An 18,448-nucleotide genomic window follows, 5' to 3' on the forward strand; every position below is an offset into this window, starting at 1 on the left:
AATTATCATGGGAATCGTAGTCCGAGCCCTATATTTTTATAGGGTAATCTAAAAACTGCTACCATGGACAAGAGGATACTATTACCTACTGATTTTTCCAAAAATGCACTCAACGCCATTCGCTATGCCCTGGACCTGTACCAGGAGCAGGAGTGTACTTTTTATATTTTGAACGCCTATCAGGTGCACGGGTATTCCATAGACAGTATGATGGTCCCGGAACCTGGGGAAGAAAGGTACGAAGCCGCCAAAAAAGCTTCGGAGGAAAGGATGTCCAAATTAATGGATGTTCTGGAATTTCAGCGAGATAACCCCAAACACAGTTTTGAAACGATTTCAACCTTTAATTCCTTGTTGTACGCTGTTTCCACCACCGTGGCAAAAAAGGACATTGATCTCGTCATAATGGGAACCAAAGGAGCAACAGGTGCCTCTGCCAATATCTTTGGCACCAACGCCGTTGATGTGATGGAGAACATTACGGCCTGCCCGGTATTGGCAATCCCGGAGAATTATCGCTTTTCGCCTCCCAATGAAATTGTATTTCCAACAGATTATAGGACCGGCTTTAAAAGGAGGGAACTAAATTACTTGATGGAAATTTCCAGAATACACAAGGCGCCTATCCGGTTACTACATGTAGAAAGGGAATCCAAATTGGATCCGGTACAGCAGGACAACAAAGCGCTTTTGGAAGAGATCATTGAGGGAACGGACTATAGCAGCCATGTGCTGACCGATGTTAAGGTGCACACCGGCATCAATACCTTTGTGCAAAGTAGGGAAAGCGATATGATTTCCTTTGTAAACGAGAAACACGGTTTTTTCAATGCCCTGCTGTCAAAACCCCTTGTAAAGGAACTGGGATACAGTGCCAACATCCCTATTCTAGTATTGAACGCTAATTGATAACACACATATGAAAAACATAGGAATCTGGCTCGATAAGGAAAAGGCCCATGTCCTTACCCTGACCTGGGAAGGAGAGACGTTTAAGACCATTTTTTCGGAGATGGAGTTTTTTAACCCCAAAGGAGGCTCCGGGACAAAATCTGCAAAGTGGGGACCGCAGGACGTTGTTCAAGACAGCAAATATTTGGAGCGCGAAAAGCATCAAATGAGAGGATACTTCAACAAGCTGGCAGATCACTTAAAAGAGGCGGATGCCCTTGCAATCTATGGGCCCGCGGACACCAATGAGAAATTCAGGAAGGAACTACAGGAAAACCATAAACAACTCGCTGCTAAAATAAAACTGGTCGCCAAAGCGGATAGCATGACCCTCAACCAAGTGAAGGCCCTAATCCGGGACTTCTTTAAAAAATAATAGGGTCCGTTCGTCCTCGGTTTATGGCATACCCAACGGATCAGGCAATTTTGAAATCACGGCCCAATAGGTCGGAGCGCTGATTTTTATCATTGTTTGGATCCAGAATTCGGAATACTTTATGGGACAAATGGCATAGGCAATGGAAAACAATGATATTGGAGGTGTTCAGGACAAGGAACTTGCAGAACTGTACAGTGATTCACAACAATGGAAATCGCAGTTACGTCTTATGGCAGACGAACTCCTTTTCATAAAACGCTTGTTGAATTCGTATGTGTTCGAACCCAACACACCCAATCTGTTTGAACGTCTACAAGGATATCAAGACCGTCTAAAGCAAATACATAACCAAAGGATTGTGGTCCGTGGAAATATAACAAGGCACGAGAATGACTTGGGAGGCATATTGGAATGCACAGATAGGGCCTGTAGTTTGGAGTACTATAAAAAACATGAGCACTTGAGCAACGAAACGGCCGATTGTTTGCTGGATTTTCAAAACTTAAAGTCGGAAATCTTCAATTATGCCGGCGGGATTTTAAAAGGACGAAAACCAAGAAAATAACTCCTTGAATTATTGAAATCAGGAATCAAACTGATAAATATCATTTTGTCCCAAGGGGGTTCGTTCTACCTTAGTGGACATATAAATTATTTATGAATCCAAAAATCATATCACCATGTCATTAATCAAATTTAACAGAAATCGGTTTCCTTGGAACACCATAGGACACCTGGATACGGACAATTTCTTTTCCGACGATTTCTTTGTTCAAGAAGCCAATTGGCCTGCCATGAACGTGAAAGAACTCGAAGACGGTTTTGAAATTGAACTAGCGGCACCTGGCTTTAGCAAGAAGGATTTCGAAATTACCATGAAGGACAGAACGTTGGAAGTCTGTGCCGAAAAAAGCAAGGAAGAGGTAGAGGAAGACAAGGAGTATACCCGTAGGGAATTTAATTATAGCTCCTTTAAAAGAGCCATGCACCTGCCCGATGCTATAGATGAATCCAAAGACGTTAGGGCCACCTACAAAAACGGGATTCTAACTTTGGGCCTTCAAAAGAAGGAGGTTACCAAGGAGGGGACAAAAAAAATAATCGAGGTAAACTAATTTGCCCAGTACGGTGAGCGGAACCGTTCCGTTCACCGTGTTGTTCCTAGATAAAAGGTGATGAGCGAGGTCAAGAAACAATACCAGTATGTGGAATGGATCAGTCCGGAAGAAATGCACCGGGCTTCCCTTCTATGGATGTCACAACTAAAATTTGCCAGGGATGAACAGCGGTTCCTTAACGATTTGGTAAAGTCCTATACCCTACAACTTACGGATTCCGCGATTTTTGAAGAAAGCAAAACCGTGGTCGATACCCTGTTACAAATGGAAAAAAGAATTGTTCCGCTGATGAAACAGGTACAGTTGCACGAGAATCAACTGGAGATCATGGTAGATAAAGTAGACCAGCTTCGAATGGAGCGGGCCTATGCGGCCACCCATAGGGATCTTATAACCAATATGGAGCAGTATATGGAAGCATACCGGGAGATAAAGCAAAACCTCTTCTCCTTGGTGTCCAAAGTAATGCGGAAAGAGAAACAGAAGCGATTGTTGCGCTAAAGAAACAGGCAACATCCGCCCAAAAACAGAAAACTTCTAAACATTTAAAATGAAAAAATTGATCATCTTGCTCGCACTGTCCTTAAGTGCCTGTTCGTCTACTCAATTGGTGAGCAATTGGAAGAATCCAGATATTGTCCTGTTCGATGCGTATAAGGTACTCATCGTAGGCATGACCCAAGATCAGGACGCACGGGCCAGTTTTGAGCGCAAACTAAAAAGGGAATTTTCAAAAAGAGACGTGGAGGCTGTTCGCAGCCTAGATCTTTTTGATGTAGAATTCACCTCTTCCGAGAAATCGGAAGAAGAACTTTCCGAGGTAGAACAGCAATTGCTCGATAAGGATTTTGACGCCATACTATTTACCAAGATCGTGGGTTCAGAGGACCGGCAGACCTTTAGAAAACGGATTTCCAAATTCGACGACAATTATTACGGGACATTCAGGGATGATTATTTGGGGCATCAGGATATTTACTATGAGACCGATTATTACGATGATTTTACGGTATACCATGCCGAAACCTCGCTGTATTGTATCTGCGTTGGGAAAGAACGCGAACTCATCTGGCGGGGCGGAATAGATATTACCGATCCCGTGAATATTGAAAAGACCATTGATGATTATATAAAATTGGTCGTTTTGGCCATGGAGGAACAGGACCTTATTTTTAGAAAGGAGCGCAAGGATGAAATTACTGGTCTATAGTGCAAAGGATTTTGAAGTACCTTTCTTAAAAAAGGCCAATGCAGAACGCCATAGGGTCACGTATATCAAAGAGGCCCTCGATTCCCGTACTGCAATAAAGGCCATGGGCTACAAAGCCATTTCCATATTTTCTGGGGACGACGCCAGCCTGGTGGTCCTTGAAAAGCTTAGGGATCTTGGGGTAAAGTACATTTTACTGCGATCTGCTGGTTACAACAACGTACATATAAAGGCGGCCAAGCGCTATGGGCTACGGGTGGCCAACGCCCCCGATTACTCCCCCCATGCCATTGCCGAGCATGCGGTGGCGCTGCTTATGGCACTCAACCGAAAAATTGTTCTGGCAGATAGGCAAGTACATGCGTATAATTTTATGTTGGATAATCTTATGGGCACCAATCTACACGGAAAGACCGTAGGAATCGTAGGCACCGGAAATATCGGTTCGGTAATGGTAAAGATTATGCACGGCTTTGGATGCAAGGTCCTGGGCTGCGATTTGCAACCAGACCACACCCTTGTAGAGGCCTTTGGGTTGGAATATACCGATCTTGATGAACTGTGCTCCCAATCGCACGTCATTAGCTTGCACGTGCCCCTAACCTATGAAAACTACGACCTTATCAACGCCTCCAGATTGGAACGTATGCGAAGGGACGTCCTGTTGATAAATACCTCCAGAGGGTCCATAGTGCATACCAAAGCGCTCCTGGAGGCCTTGGAAAATAAGGAAATAGGGGCTTATGGGGCAGACGTCTACGAAAGGGAAAAAGGCATATTCTTCAGGGACAACTCAAAAACTGGCATAACGGATAAGCAACTTAAAAAACTGTTGTCCTTTCCCAATGTTCTTATGACACCTCATCAAGCTTTTGTGACAACAGAGGCCATGAGAAACATCGCAATCTCCACCTTTGACAACATGGCCGCCTGGGAGGCCGGGACAGTTTGCAAAAATGAGCTCGGCTACGAAACGATCATCACAGGATAGGACTAAAGATTTTTGCTGCACCTTCCTTTAGTTTATGTGCCCAAGGCCTTTTTTTATACGCCTCGTAATTCAGTTCAGTGCTTTCGGTACTGTCCTTAATAAAATCTTCCCTTAGCTGTACGGTAAAATCACGATTGTAGATTACCGCATTGACCTCATAGTTCTGCTCAAAACTGCGAATATCTATATTGGCGGTGCCTATAGTGCTGATATCGTCGTCACTGATGATTATTTTGCTGTGCAAAAACCCATCAGGGAACAGATAAATTTTAACCCCGGCCTTCAACAGGGATTCGAAATAGGAGCGTACGCTCCAATTAACCAATTTGCTGTCGGCCTGTGCAGAAATCAATAAGCGCACATCTACTCCGCTCAGGGCCGCGGTTTCAAGGGCGCCCAGGATAGCCTGCCCCGGAATGATATAGGGGTTGGTTATATAGAGGTACTCCCTGGCTGTGGTGATCATTGAAAAGTAAAGCTGCTCTATGCCCGGAAAATCGTCATCGGGCCCGCTGGCTGCAATTTGCGCCCAAGCCCCGCGGCCGATTGCTTCGCGTTCGGGGAATGCTTTAGGGAGGTCCAATTTTTCATTGGAGACCAAATCCCAATCCATCGCGAAGACGGTATCCAGGGAATGTACAGCCGTACCGGTGATCTGTACATGCATATCGTGCCACTTGCCAAGTACCAAATCACCTTTTAAATATTTGTCGGAGATGTTAATGCCGCCCGTAAAGGCCGTTTTACCATCGACCACGATTATTTTTCTGTGATTCCTGTAGTTTACGGAAGCCAGAAACCGTCCAAACCGAAAAGGCAAAAAGGAATGTACTTCCACACCCATCGTTTTGAGTCTTTTGAGATAGGAAGCGCTTAGGGAAAAACTACCGATGCCGTCATAGATAAGCCTTATCCGCACCCCTTTTGCAATTTTTTCCTCGAACAGCGATAGGAGCCTATCGGCCAGTTCGCCCTCTTCATAAATATAGTATTGCAAATGAATGTAGGATCGGGCATTTTCCATGGCCTTAAAAATGGCTTCAAAGGTGGTTTTCCCGTCTTTTAAAAGCGATAGGCTATTGTCTCCGCTGGGCAAAAAACCGCAGTTTTTATGTATCAGTGAGCTAATTTTGTCGTACTTGTTCTTCGACGGGTCAAAACGGATAGGAGATCCGGCTTCGGCAAGCTGCTTTCTGTTCGTGCCCTTAAGAAGTTTGTTTTTTCTTCGGTTTCTGCCCAACATCAAATACAGTAGAATGCCCCCTACGGGGATGGTGAAAATGGCAAGTAACCATGCCAGCGTTTTGGAAGGCCTCATGCCGTTGAGCAGTAACCCTATCACCATGGTAATGGCAACTAGGATGTACAGGATAAACAGTATCGTAAACAGCATAGTTCAACAAACTTAAAACACCCTCGTAAATTACAAATTAAGTTGCAGAGCTTACTATGACGATGGTCAGCATGGATATAGGGCTGTTATGGTGTCCCGAGCTGTTGATAAACACTTGAATTTCTTCATGCGAAAGGTTTAATCCGTGGCCTCGAGCAACCAGAATTTATCGGATGGGGGAATCTCCTTTTCCCTTTGCAACTCAAAGGGGTCAAAATTCAGTTTGGTGAATAGGTACCAGGCATTGGACGAAAGTGCGGGGGTCAGATCGGCATGGTCCCATAAGCGGGTAGCCCCGTAGGTGGTCCCTTGGTTGGTAGTATAGGGAATGCCCGAGGACGCCTCCAAGGACGCACTTGTAATAAAGGTTTTTTCAATTTCGGCCAGGAGTTCATCCGAAACCGATGGCATTCCGGCCAACTGAAAGGCAAAGGCCATTTGAGCCGTTCCCTCCAGCCAAATGACGTCCTTGTCCTCATCAAAACAATAACCGCTAATCTCTTCTCCCGTTACCGTTGCGGTCTGCGTGGTCCGGTATCGATCGGCCATAGGAAGTACATCTTCCGGGAAGTCCTTTAGAATACTGTATCCCAGGGAATGTAGATCCAGCGCAAAATTGTAAGCTGGGGTTTCCGGGGAGGCGATCAAGGTTTTGGCTTCAATATCCCAACGTTGTTGTTTTAGATAGGCCAGAATGTTTTTATGAAAGGCATCATAGCCTGCCACCGCGTTAAAAGCCGTAATTATACCTTCGGTAACCTTGGGAATCCGAGTGCCATCAGCATTGTATCCGCCCCAAAGTCCGCCGTCCTCATCCTGAAGTGATCTTATCCAAGTTTCCAATTCTTGTGCGAGTGGGCTATATCTTTGATTGCCCGTATACGTGTGATAATTGTTCAGGGCAATGAGCAACCATACATTATCACCCATCCAAGATCGATTCCCGTTTTCCCCGGCGGCATCCCTAAACTGAAAGAACCCCCCATGCCCCTGTAAAAGTTCCGCCTCCCTCCGAAGGTCAAAGAAATCAAAAATACGTTCTGCTCTTTCCAGATCTCCTTGGGAGGTAAATATCAGGGCAGCCAAAGCGTTGTCGTACAGGGAAACAAAGTTGGTGTTTTCGGAACTTTCCAGCAGTCCGTTGGGCTGCTGAATTTGCGCTAACCAATTTTGGGTTCTCAGCACCACCGGCGAGGGTTCTTCAGATATTTCTTCCCTATGCCCCTGAATTTCGGCATCCACCACCTCCATAGTGGTGGTAGGCGCTACAACTTCCTCTATTCCCTCCTGGGAGCAGGAAAGGAAAAAAAGAACGCTAAAGAATAGAAAAAGTAGCTTTATCCTCATACACGGTTTTATTAAAAGGGGCTTTAAAATAACATTATAAAGTTAAATATCAAATACTTGCAAGCTCGTGTAATACGATTAGTGGCAGCAAATTTCGACCACCGCCCTTTCGCCGGCGGCTTGTCCCGTTTTTGGGCTTTTTATCCCCCTTACAACCTATTGTTATACTTTCTTTAAAGTTGTGAATAACGGGAGGGGATTGCTTATTTTTGTATAAACTTCGTACATGAATCTTCCCGAAACGGAAAAGAAAAGAATCATTATTATTGGTGGGGGTTTTGCGGGCATATCCCTGGCAAAAAAGCTTAAAAACGTATCGGCGCAGGTGGTTTTGATAGACAAGCGCAACTACCACACTTTTCAACCCTTATTGTATCAGGTGTCCACCAGTGGACTGGAACCCGATTCCATTGCCTACCCCATCCGTAAGGTACTCAGAAAACTGTCTGATTTTCACTTTAGGTGGGCCAAGGTAGACCGTGTAGATCCGGCCAGGCAGGAGGTACACACAGATATGGGCAGCGTGCGCTATGATTATCTGGTCATGGCCACGGGTACCAGGACCAATTTTTTCGGGAACACGGATATCCAAGAACATGCCATGCCCATGAAGACGGTTCCCCAAGCACTGAATATACGGAGCCTGATGCTCCAAAATTTTGAAAAGGCAGATGATTCGCCCAAGGAGTCGGAACGGATGGCGCTGCTGAACTTTTGTATCGTGGGAGCAGGACCCACAGGTGTTGAACTGGCGGGGGCCTTCGCGGAACTAAAAAGGAACGTGTTTCCCAAGGATTACCAGCACCTCAATATTGACGAGATGGAGATCCATCTGTTTGAGGGTTCGGACCGGGTTTTGGCCCCCATGAGTCCCAAGGCATCCAAAAGGGCGCAGCACTTTCTGGAGCGTTTGGGGGTGAAAATTCATTTAAATACCATCGTAAAGGACTATAATGGGGAAGTGCTCACCATGGATAACGGGACCACTATGTACACCAAAAACTTCATCTGGACAGCCGGAGTTACCGGAGCTATGGTAGCGGGTTTTGAAACCGATAATTTTGTGGAACACCTCAACCGGTTCAAAGTCAATAGCTTCAATCAGGTGGCGGGTTACGAAAACATTTTTGCGGTGGGCGACATTGCCTATATGGAGACAGAGGCCTATCCCAAAGGGCATCCACAAGTGGCGCAACCGGCCATACAACAGGGAGCACATTTGGCCAGAAATTTTAGGCACCTTATGCAGGGAAGGCCCATGATTCCCTTTAAATATTTTGACAAAGGCACCATGGCCACGGTTGGGAGGAACAAAGCGGTGGTAGATTTGAAAAAGTTCCGCTTTGGCGGTTTTGTGGCCTGGTTCATTTGGATGTTCATCCACCTATGGTTTTTGGTAGGGTTCCGAAACCGGGTTATCGTCTTTTTTAACTGGGTATATAACTACATCAATTACGACAAGGCCGCCCGTTTGATCATTAGGTCCTACAACCCAAAAGCATAGTTTAGGGAAAAGAATAGTCCAGTTTAAAAAGCTTTACTATATTTGCAACGTTGTGTTGTGCATCGATACTCTCGATGCAAGGTATAGCCACCAGAGCAAATTTTGGTGCTAACCAATGAAAGGCTTTCCCTATGGAAGGCTTTTTTTGTTGCCATTACTTCAAGGAAAAGTGGAATTTCCGAACAAGAAAACAAGAATTTCGGTGGTACTTCGAACAAATATGAATGGCAGCGGTAAAATCCTTGTGAAAACCGTATTTTTTTGGGGAACCTTATAAAATACCCTGATTTGTCGTAATTTTATTTGGTAGCATTTAAAGCGACGAATTATGCCATTATACCACAAATTGGGCAGCATGCCCCAGAAAAGGCACACCATATTCAAGAAGGAAGATGGTACCCTGCATTACGAACAATTGTTTGGGACCATAGGCTTTGATGGAATGTCTTCTTTGATGTACCATCTGTACAGACCTACCATGGTAAAGGAGGTGGGCAAAACATTGGATATAAGCCCACGGGCCGCCGTAGAATACAACATAAAGTCGCGCTTGCTCAAGGGTTTTGGAATAAGACCGGAGGACGACTATCTGGAGAGTAGGAAAACTATCCTTTTTAACCACGATGTGCACGTGGGTCTTGCCGCCCCAAAAAGTTCCATGACCGACTATTTCTACAAGAACGCCGATGCTGACGAACTGTTGTTCGTGCATAAGGGCAGTGGTACCTTAAAGACCATGCTGGGCGATATTTCTTTTGAATACGGGGATTATTTGCTGATTCCCAGGGGAATGATCTACCAGATCCAATTTGATACGGACGAGAATCGCCTGTTGGTTACGGAATCCTACCATCCGTTGTATACCCCTAAACGGTACAGGAACTGGTTTGGGCAACATTTGGAGCATTCGCCTTTTTGCGAGCGCGACTTTAAACTGCCCGAAAATCTGAAGACATACGATGAGATGGGCGAATTTTTGATAAAAGTGAAAAAACAGGGGCAATTACACCACCTTATTTACGCGTCTCACCCTTTTGATGTGGTGGGATGGGACGGCTATAATTATCCCTACGGTTTTTCCATCCATAATTTTGAACCTATAACGGGCCGGGTGCACCAACCGCCACCGGTGCACCAGACTTTTGAAACGGGAGCCTTTGTGGTCTGTTCTTTTTGTCCGCGTCTTTATGATTACCATCCACAGGCCATTCCCGCGCCCTATAACCATTCCAACATAGATTCGGATGAGGTCCTGTACTATGTGGATGGTGATTTTATGAGCCGAAAGAACATTGACCAAGGTTATATTTCCCTGCATCCCGCCGGTATTCCACACGGACCGCATCCAGGCACCTATGAGGCCAGTATTGGCAAGGCAGGGACCGAGGAACTCGCGGTAATGATCGACACCTTTAAACCTTTGCAGTTAACTCAGACCGCTTTGGATATCGACGATGGTATTTACTACCAGTCCTGGTTGGAGTAGGGAAAGGCACTAGCGGTTGTTTAACTCCTTAATGACCGAGGAAAACGCGTTGGCTATAGCTTCCTTCTTTTCGTGATGCCCTGCGCGTATTATGGTTTTCCCATGGGCTATTGTCCCTGTTTGCATGTATGTATCAGCGGTATACACCAGTGTGGATGACAGGTTATGCAGGGAGCTGCTTGCCAGCAACGGAGCTGTAGAATCTAGGACGTTGGCGTTCAAAGCTTTTCCAGGGGCAAAAAAACCGGTTGTAAAATCGCCCATTGCCCTTCTTCCTGCCAAGGTGGCCATTTTAAGCGCATATGAGCCGCTATCGCCTTCTTTGGGCGAAAAGTACGTATTTCTTTTGTGGGAAGTCAATCGCTGGCCATAATCCAGGAGCCGCAACTCTTCCAACGGGTTTAGACCGATATGGCTATCGGTTCCTATGCACCAACTGCCTCCCTGGTCCTGGTACTTTCTAAGTGGAAAAATACCGTCGCCCAGATTGCCTTCCGTGCTGGGACAAAGAACAACATTGGCCTTGCTTTTTGCAATGCCCGTGATTTCGGCATCCGTTAAATGCGTGGCGTGCACCAAATGAAACCTTTGGTTCAGATCCACATTGTCCAACAACCATTCCACAGGCCGTTTTCCCAAATACTGCAGTGCATCCCGTACCTCTTTTACTTGTTCCGAAACATGTATGTGAAAGGGGATATCCTGAGGTCCCGATTTGGCTATTTCGGCAACAGCCGATGGCTCCACCCCCCTCAGGGAATGGATTCCTATACCAATGTTGGCGTGTTTATAGTATTTGCAGGCTTCCTTGCTCGCATCCAACAGTTTTAGATAGGCGTCAATATCTGGGGAGATAAATCTTCTTTGCCTGTTGTTGGGTTCTTTTCCAAACCCTCCTTTTTGGTAAAAAATAGGAACCAACGTAATTCCGATACCCACTTTTTTTGCCGCAGCTATCAATCGGCTACCCATCTCTGCGAGATTGGCGTAGGGTTGCCCTTTTTTATCGTGATGGAGGTAATGGAACTCGGCCACATGGGTATAACCGTGCCTCGCCATTTCGGCATAGAGCATGGTGGCAATGGCTTCCATTTGATCGGGATCTATAGTAAGCGCCAATTGGTACATGCTTTCCCGCCAGCCCCAAAAATCATCCCGCTCTGCTACGTTTTCATGCCTTTCGGCCAATCCGGCCATAGCGTATTGAAAGGCATGGGAATGCGCGTTCTGAAAACCAGGAAGCGCATAGCCCATAACAGCAGAGGGGGTTTTCAAGGGGTCAAAGAGCGAAATGTCCGAAATTAGGCCTGCGTCATTGACGGTAATTGCCGTGTTTTCCAACCAGCCGGTATTTTGTAATATCGCTTTGAAGCAGTAGGTTTTCATAACGAATGTTCCATGGTTTTTATTAAACCTTCAAGTGTTGTTCGCAATACCTTTTGCACCTTGCTGGCCCTGTCCTCGTTGTACGTTAGCTCGTTGTCATCCATATAGAGGATTTTGTTCATTTCCAATTGAAGTGCATGCACCCCGTTCTCCGGTTTTCCAAAGGAGCGGGTAATGTGTCCGCCCTTGAACGGATGGTTGTGATGTACTTCAAATCGTCCGGAGTTTAGCCCTTTCAAGGCCGTCCGGATTAGTTTTGGATGTGCCGTTCGTTCATCATTGTTCCCTAAGATCATGTCCGGGAACGGGTCTTTTTGAATGGTACTGACCCTGTGACGGATAGAATGCGCATCCCATAGCAGTACTTGGCCAAAGGTTTTTTTTCTTTCCTCGAGCAGTTGGGCAACTTGTTGGTGGTACGGCCTATAATACCCCTGCAATCTTCTTGCGACTTCATCCTTGTCTGGCTCCAATTCCTTGGACTTATAGAGGGGATTGCCGTAAAAATCCGTGGTAGGGGTGTTTGGGGTAATGAGGCGGTCATCGGAATACAGGGGGATACTTTCGGGGCTTCTGTTAAGATCTATTACCCACCTGCTCAGATTGGCTTTGATTAGGGTAATCCCCAGGGAAGGGGCGAATTCGTACAGTCTATGTACAAACCAATCCGTGTCGTCCAGATGCCTGCGCATGCCTTTTTTGTAATGTTTTTTTAATTCCGAAGGAAGTCGGGTACCGGCATGGGGTACACTGATAATGATGGGAACCTGGGCAACTGTGGGGCTTGTGATTTTAAAGAGCTTCATACAATGGATTTAAGGATATGATCTTAATTAAACAATCCGTCCAACAGTTCATCCGCCACCAAGTTGGGCAGGCTTACCTTCAGTTCCGGGCTTCGGTCCATTTCCCGCTTTAGGGCAAAAATGGCTTCTTTGTTCCGCGCCCAGCTTCTACGCGCAATACCGTTGTTTACATCGTAGAACAACATACTTTTCAATTTTCTGGAAGCATCTTCAGAACCGTCCAGTACCATACCAAAGCCGCCATTGATTACCTCGCCCCAGCCTACACCGCCGCCGTTGTGTATGGAGACCCAGGTAGCTCCTCTAAAACTGTCGCCTATCACATTGTGGATGGCCATATCAGCGGTGAATTTACTCCCGTCGTAGATGTTGCTCGTTTCCCTAAAGGGGGAATCTGTTCCACTTACATCATGGTGGTCGCGCCCCAAGACAACGGGCGCCGAGATTTCCTTGTTCTCAATGGCCCGGTTAAAGGCCTCCGCTATTTTGGCCCTACCTTCGGCATCGGCGTACAGGATACGGGCCTGGGAACCCACCACTAACTTGTTGGTATCCGCTTCTCGGATCCACCTTATGTTATCCTGTAGCTGTTGCTGGATTTCTGCCGGTGCCCCGCGTTTTATCTGTTCCATGGCCTGTAGGGCAATGTTGTCCGTCTTTTGAAGATCCTCGGGAAGTCCCGAGGTACATACCCATCTAAACGGGCCAAAACCATAATCGAAGCACATGGGTCCCAAAATGTCCTGTACATAGGAAGGGTACTTAAAATCGATTCCGTTCCCGGCCATAACCGCTGCTCCAGCTCGGGAAGCCTCCAATAAAAAGGCATTGCCGTAATCAAAGAAATAGGTTCCCTTTTCTGCATGCTTGTTAATGGCCTCCACCTGTCTTCTTAAGGACTGCTGTACATATTTTTTAAAGGTTTTCGGATCTTGGCGCATCATATCGTTGGCTTCCTCAAAACTTAGACCTGCTGGGTAATAGCCCCCGCTCCAAGGGTTGTGAAGCGAAGTTTGGTCCGAACCCAAATGAACAAAAAGTCCTTCCTCGTAGAACCGCTCCCAGACCTCCACGATATTGCCCACATAGGCCAGGGAAACCACCTCCTGGAGTTCGATTGCTTTTCGGGATCTTTTTACCAATAGGTCCATATCTGTAAGCAGTTCGTCCACCCATGCCTGTTCATGCCGTTTCCTGGCAGCGGCCGGATTGACCTCCGCACAAATTGTGATACAGCCAGCAATGTTCCCGGCCTTGGGCTGGGCCCCGCTCATACCTCCCAGTCCAGAGGTCAAAAACAGTTTGCCCTTTACCGGTTCTTCGGGTTTCAGGACTTTTCGGAAGGCGTTCATTACGGTGATCGTAGTGCCGTGCACAATACCCTGAGGGCCAATATACATATAGGAACCAGCGGTCATCTGTCCGTATTGGGTAACGCCCAGGGCATTGTATTTTTCCCAATCCTCCGGCCTGGAATAGTTAGGAATCATCATCCCATTGGTTACAACGGCCCTTGGTGCTTGCCGGGAGGAGGGAAAGAGGCCCATAGGGTGCCCTGAATAGATATGGAGGGTCTGTTCCTCTGTCATTTCGGCCAGGTATTTCATGCAAAGTAGGTATTGCGCCCAGTTCTGAAATACCGCCCCATTGCCCCCATAGGTAATCAATTCTTCGGGATGCTGCGCAACGGCGGGATCCAGGTTGTTCTGTATCATGAGCATTAGGCTAGCCGCTTGGGGCGTTTTTGCCGGATAGGCGTCTATGGGTCTTGCGTAGAGTTCGTACCCTGGTTTAAAACGGTACATATAAATGCGACCATAGGTCTCCAATTCGTTTGCAAACTCTTTGGAGAGTTCCCTGTGCCATGCTTCCGGAAAATAGCGCAGCGCATTACGGACCGCCAATCTCTTTTCTTCCTGACTCAGAATGTCCATGCGTTTGGGCGCATGGTTGGCCTTTGGGTCATACGCCCTTTTTGGTGGTAATTCCTTGGGAATACCTTGAAGGATTTGAGCTTTGAAATCTGTAGTAATTTTAGTTGCTGTCATTTCCCTATCCCTTGTGTTTATCAAAAATGAGTTTTCCGGCCTTCCAAACACTACACGGTTTAAAGGCGCCTTGGTGATACAAAACCTCTCGGTAATCCTTGGTGTGAAAAACGCTGAAGTCGGCCAAAAAGCCTTTTGCAAGCTTCCCCCTGTCCGATAGTTTTAAGGCCGCGGCAGCCCTAAAGGTAATACCGGCCAATACCTCCGCATTGGTCAGCTTTTCAAAGGCTCCCAAAACGGTAGCCTGAGTCAACAGATCGCCCATGGGGGCCGAACCCGGATTATGGTCACTGGCAATGGCCAAGGCACCTCCGGCATCCAAAATCTTACGTGCGGGGGTAAAATTACAGCCCAAGCCCAGGGATGCCCCTGGAAGGGCCGTGGCTATGACCTCGCTTTGGGCCAGCAAATGAATTTCTTTGTTGGTACTTGCTTCCAGATGGTCAGCACTGACCGCTCCATGGGCCAAGGCCACTTCACTACCCCCTGTGGAAAACTGGTCGGCATGGACGGTAATATCAAATCCCATAGCCTTTGCCTGCTCAAAATATGGGGCGATATCCGCTTGGGAAAAGGCGCCTTCCTCGATAAAGGCATCCACACGGTTGGTCAACCCTTCCGCCTTTAGTACGGGAAAAAGCGTTTGGGCCATCTCCTCCAAATAGGCCGATGGGGTGCCTTCATAATCCCGGGGCACCATATGGGCTGCCAAACAAGTAGCTATTAGGTCGGAGGGTGTTTCTTTGTTGGCATCGCCAATGGCCCGGAGCATTTTCAGTTCCTCATCCACGGAAAGACCGTATCCGCTCTTCACTTCCAGCGTAGTGACCCCATTTTTAAGGTGCCGTTTTGCTCTTTTGATAATCCCAGCTGCTAAATCTTCTCGGGAAGCCTTTCGGGTTTGGGTCACCGTATCCCATATGCCCCCACCTGCTTTTGCAATCTCCAAATACGATTTTCCCGCGTTGCGCAGCGCGTAATCCCGGGCCCTGGAACCGGCAAAACAAATATGGGTGTGGGCATCTACAAAGCCGGGGAAACAACTGTGGTTTCCCTCCAATTCCATCTTTTCGGCCTTCAGGTCGTTTGCCAAAGAAAGCATTTCCGTATAACGCCCAAGGGAATGGATAATTCCATTTTCGAGCAGCACGCCCGCATCTTCCACAAGGGGAAGGTCGGCGTCCGGGATGGGGCCGTTTACGGCTAGCCCGGTCATGGGCAATAGTTGGGTAAAGGGACCTATAAGTGTGTATCTTTTCATAGCATCAATATACTTCAAATTCATCGGAATGGGGTGTCTTTAACGATAGGGATGTCCCTTCCATGACCCGATCAATGACCTGTATGAGGTTTTGGTTTCGTATCATATGGATTCCTATTTCAATATCATCCGAAAAAACCCGATCCTTTTCCGCAAAAGGCACTTTGCTGCGAATTTCCTTGTGGATTTCATCGAGCAAGAGGCCCGACCGTAGCGGTTTTCTATACTCGAACGCCTGGGCGGCGGTCAACAATTCTATGGCCAATATCTTCTCTACGTTTCCAAGGATCTGCAGGGCCTTTCTGCCCCCTATGGACCCCATGCTAACATGATCTTCCTGGCCCAGGGAAGTGGGAATGCTATCCGCACTTGAGGGAAAACACAGCCCTTTGTTTTCGCTGGCCAAGGCGGCCGTGGTATACTGTAGTATCATGTAGCCCGAATTGATACCCGTATCCTGCATTAGCAGTTTTGGGACACCAGGGCTGTTGCCTTCCAAGGCCAAATAGATCCTTCGGTCCGAAATATTCCCGATCTCGGAAGAGGCCAAAGCTGCATAATCCAGGGCCATAGCCAAGGGTTGTCCATGAAAACTGCCTCCACTGATCGTCAATTCCTCGTTGATGATTACCGGATTGTCCGTAACCGAATTCAGCTCAATTTCCAAAAGTTCCTTTAAATGCAGCCAAGCATTTCGTGAGGCTCCGTGCACCTGTGGCATGCAGCGCAGCGAATACGGATCTTGTACCCGTTCACAATCCACATGGTCTTCCATGATCTCCGAACCTTTCAAGAGCGACTTTATCCGGGATGCTACATGTACATTTCCCTTAAAGGGGCGCAGTGCATGAAGTTCATTGTAAAAGGGTTTTATGGATCCCTGTAACCCTTCCAACATCATAGCCCCGATAATGTCGGCTTGGGAAAGACAGGCGTGCATGCTTTCTACCACTTTTACTGCATGGGCCGCAATGAATTGGGTTCCATTGATAAGGGCCAGACCTTCCTTAGGACCTAGTTCCAAGGGTCCCAGGCCTGTTTTGTTAAACAGTTCCTGGGTGCTGAGGTTTGTTTCCTTATAAGTCACCTTTCCCAAACCTATTAGGGGCAAAAATAAATGGGAGAGCGGTGCTAAATCGCCCGAGGCACCAACCGAGCCTTGGGCCGGAACCACCGGAATGGCGTTATTTTCAATATGCCACAGAATACGGTCCAAGGTGGAAAGCGCGATTCCGGAATGCGCTTTTGCCAAGGAATGTACCTTTAAGATCATCATCAATTTGGCAATTTCCGAAGCGATGGGGGCCCCAACGCCCACACTGTGACTTTTCAGGATATTGGTCTGCAATATCTTGGTTTCCTCCTTGGAAATCTTTGTGGTGCACAACGGTCCAAAACCTGTGTTGATGCCGTATACCGCATCTCCGGCACTCACTATTTTTTCCACGATCCTCCGGTTAGCGGCTACTTTCTTCCGGGTAGCTTCCTTTAAGATGCCCTGAGTTCGCCCACGGGCGAGTGCAAGGGCGATGCTTGCAGTTAAATGATCCTCTCCATAGCAAAACGTCTTGGGTACATGTATCATAGGCCAACCATTTGTATCCCCTAAAATTATTGATTATGTTTGATAATTGAAAATACCAATTATTGCAATAATCAATAACTATGAGTTATCAATTGGAGTTACGACATTTTAAATACTTTTTGGCGGTGGCCGAGGAGTTGCATTTTAGAAAAGCAGCGGAAAATTTGTACATCTCCCAACCGGGCCTAAGCCGGCAAATAAAACAAATGGAGGAAATTTTGGATGCTCCTCTGTTTGTCCGGAGCAAAAAGAAAGTGGCATTAACCGCGGCCGGAAGCTATCTCAAGGGGGAAATGGAATTTCTTTTGAACCATCTGGAGCTTACCAAGAAACAGCTGAAGCGGATCCACGAGGGGAATTTTGGGGAAATCCGCATCGGTTTTTTGGGATCGGCCATGCAGAACGTAATCCCTGAACTGTTGCTAAAACTGAAAAAGGGTTTTCCCGCAATCAAAACCAGTTTGGAAGAGCTGTCCAACAACGCGCAGATACAAGCGATCTTAAAGGACCGCCTTGATATGGGATTTGTGCGTTTGGCCAGGGCACCCAAGGGCATTCATATAAAACCGGTTTTTGAGGATAGCTTTTCCTTGGTCCTACCCAAGGAACATTCCACGGATGCCAAAAATTTTAAGGGAATGCATCAGCTGGCCAAGGAAGATTTCATCCTGTTTTCACCGGACTACAGTCCCCTGTATTTTGATACTATAATGAGTATTTGTGAAAATGCCGGATTTAGCCCAAAGGTGTCCCATAAATCGGTTCATGCGCAGACCATTTTTAAGCTGGTGGAAAACAAACTGGGCATTGCCATTGTACCCACATCCCTGCAATACGGTTTTCAAATGGACGTAAAATTTATCGAAATAAAACAGGTTCCACAAAAAGCAATCTTATCCGTTATCTGGAAGGAGGACAATCGAAACCCGGCCCTTCGGCACGGGATCGATTTGTTGTTAAACGGTTAAGGACATAGGTTAGAC

At 46.9% G+C, this 18,448-nt stretch carries 17 protein-coding genes; 10 read left to right on the forward strand and 7 right to left on the reverse strand.

Features of this window, described 5'->3' with window-relative positions; translation table 11 throughout:
- The first annotated feature begins 63 nt into the window (after positions 1-63).
- The 7 genes from ACRD67_RS03310 to ACRD67_RS03340 all read left to right on the forward strand — a co-directional run bounded on the left by ACRD67_RS03310 (position 64) and on the right by ACRD67_RS03340 (position 4,649).
- The gene (locus tag ACRD67_RS03310) at positions 64-909 is read left to right on the forward strand and encodes a universal stress protein (protein WP_430965614.1); all 846 of its coding nucleotides are present in this window, start codon (positions 64-66) and stop codon (positions 907-909) included.
- 10 nt (positions 910-919) lie between these two features.
- Positions 920-1,327, forward strand: coding sequence for a hypothetical protein (locus tag ACRD67_RS03315; RefSeq protein ID WP_430965615.1), 408 nt, complete (start codon positions 920-922; stop codon positions 1,325-1,327).
- A gap of 142 nt (positions 1,328-1,469) precedes the next feature.
- Positions 1,470-1,895, forward strand: coding sequence for a hypothetical protein (locus tag ACRD67_RS03320; RefSeq protein ID WP_430965616.1), 426 nt, complete (start codon positions 1,470-1,472; stop codon positions 1,893-1,895).
- A 115-nt stretch (positions 1,896-2,010) separates the two neighbouring features.
- Positions 2,011-2,445 carry an Hsp20/alpha crystallin family protein gene (locus tag ACRD67_RS03325; protein ID WP_430965617.1) on the forward strand — a complete coding sequence of 145 codons (435 nt, stop codon included), beginning with the start codon at positions 2,011-2,013 and terminating at the stop codon, positions 2,443-2,445.
- Positions 2,446-2,505: 60 nt separating this feature from the next.
- Positions 2,506-2,949 carry a hypothetical protein gene (locus tag ACRD67_RS03330; RefSeq protein ID WP_430965618.1) on the forward strand — a complete coding sequence of 148 codons (444 nt, stop codon included), beginning with the start codon at positions 2,506-2,508 and terminating at the stop codon, positions 2,947-2,949.
- Between the two features lie 49 nt (positions 2,950-2,998).
- A complete protein-coding gene (locus ACRD67_RS03335) occupies positions 2,999-3,658 on the forward strand; it encodes a hypothetical protein (protein WP_430965619.1) in 660 nt (219 codons plus the stop codon).
- Positions 3,639-4,649 (forward strand): 2-hydroxyacid dehydrogenase, encoded by a 1,011-nt coding sequence (locus ACRD67_RS03340; RefSeq protein ID WP_430965620.1) that lies wholly within the window; start codon positions 3,639-3,641, stop codon positions 4,647-4,649. Before ACRD67_RS03335 ends, ACRD67_RS03340 begins: the two co-directional genes overlap by 20 nt.
- On the opposite strand, the gene cls is transcribed toward ACRD67_RS03340, so the two are convergent.
- Both cls and ACRD67_RS03350 read right to left on the reverse strand, forming a co-directional pair.
- Complete coding sequence (cls, locus tag ACRD67_RS03345; RefSeq protein WP_430965621.1) at positions 4,639-6,042, reverse strand: cardiolipin synthase; 1,404 nt, start codon at positions 6,040-6,042, stop codon at positions 4,639-4,641. The two genes, ACRD67_RS03340 and cls, sit on opposite strands and share 11 nt — an antisense overlap.
- A 138-nt stretch (positions 6,043-6,180) precedes the next feature.
- Positions 6,181-7,389, reverse strand: a complete 1,209-nt coding sequence (locus ACRD67_RS03350; RefSeq protein WP_430965622.1) for an AGE family epimerase/isomerase — start codon at positions 7,387-7,389, stop codon at positions 6,181-6,183.
- A 226-nt stretch (positions 7,390-7,615) separates the two neighbouring features.
- Between ACRD67_RS03350 and ACRD67_RS03355 the strand changes: the two genes are divergently transcribed.
- Both ACRD67_RS03355 and ACRD67_RS03360 read left to right on the forward strand, forming a co-directional pair.
- Positions 7,616-8,893, forward strand: a complete 1,278-nt coding sequence (locus ACRD67_RS03355; RefSeq protein ID WP_430965623.1) for an NAD(P)/FAD-dependent oxidoreductase — start codon at positions 7,616-7,618, stop codon at positions 8,891-8,893.
- 328 nt (positions 8,894-9,221) lie between these two features.
- A complete protein-coding gene (locus tag ACRD67_RS03360; RefSeq protein ID WP_430965624.1) occupies positions 9,222-10,379 on the forward strand; it encodes a homogentisate 1,2-dioxygenase in 1,158 nt (385 codons plus the stop codon).
- Positions 10,380-10,388: 9 nt separating this feature from the next.
- Here the strand turns inward: ACRD67_RS03360 and hutF are convergent, their stop codons facing one another.
- Genes hutF through hutH form a run of 5 tightly spaced genes read right to left on the reverse strand, consistent with a single transcriptional unit; the run spans position 10,389 to position 17,465 of the window.
- Positions 10,389-11,765: a formimidoylglutamate deiminase gene (hutF, locus tag ACRD67_RS03365; protein ID WP_430965625.1), complete on the reverse strand. Its 1,377-nt coding sequence runs from the start codon at positions 11,763-11,765 to the stop codon at positions 10,389-10,391.
- A complete protein-coding gene (locus ACRD67_RS03370; protein WP_430965626.1) occupies positions 11,762-12,571 on the reverse strand; it encodes an N-formylglutamate amidohydrolase in 810 nt (269 codons plus the stop codon). Before ACRD67_RS03370 ends, hutF begins: the two co-directional genes overlap by 4 nt.
- Before the next feature lie 23 nt (positions 12,572-12,594).
- A complete protein-coding gene (hutU, locus tag ACRD67_RS03375) occupies positions 12,595-14,619 on the reverse strand; it encodes a urocanate hydratase (protein WP_430965627.1) in 2,025 nt (674 codons plus the stop codon).
- Positions 14,620-14,623: 4 nt separating this feature from the next.
- The gene (gene hutI / locus ACRD67_RS03380; protein ID WP_430965628.1) at positions 14,624-15,880 is read right to left on the reverse strand and encodes an imidazolonepropionase; all 1,257 of its coding nucleotides are present in this window, start codon (positions 15,878-15,880) and stop codon (positions 14,624-14,626) included.
- A 4-nt stretch (positions 15,881-15,884) separates the two neighbouring features.
- The gene (gene hutH / locus ACRD67_RS03385) at positions 15,885-17,465 is read right to left on the reverse strand and encodes a histidine ammonia-lyase (RefSeq protein ID WP_430965629.1); all 1,581 of its coding nucleotides are present in this window, start codon (positions 17,463-17,465) and stop codon (positions 15,885-15,887) included.
- A gap of 80 nt (positions 17,466-17,545) precedes the next feature.
- Between hutH and ACRD67_RS03390 the strand changes: the two genes are divergently transcribed.
- Positions 17,546-18,433 carry a LysR family transcriptional regulator gene (locus ACRD67_RS03390; RefSeq protein WP_430965630.1) on the forward strand — a complete coding sequence of 296 codons (888 nt, stop codon included), beginning with the start codon at positions 17,546-17,548 and terminating at the stop codon, positions 18,431-18,433.
- The last annotated feature ends 15 nt before the right edge of the window (positions 18,434-18,448 follow it).

The organism is Eudoraea algarum (assembly GCF_050589645.1).
GTDB lineage: Bacteria > Bacteroidota > Bacteroidia > Flavobacteriales > Flavobacteriaceae > JBNGOQ01.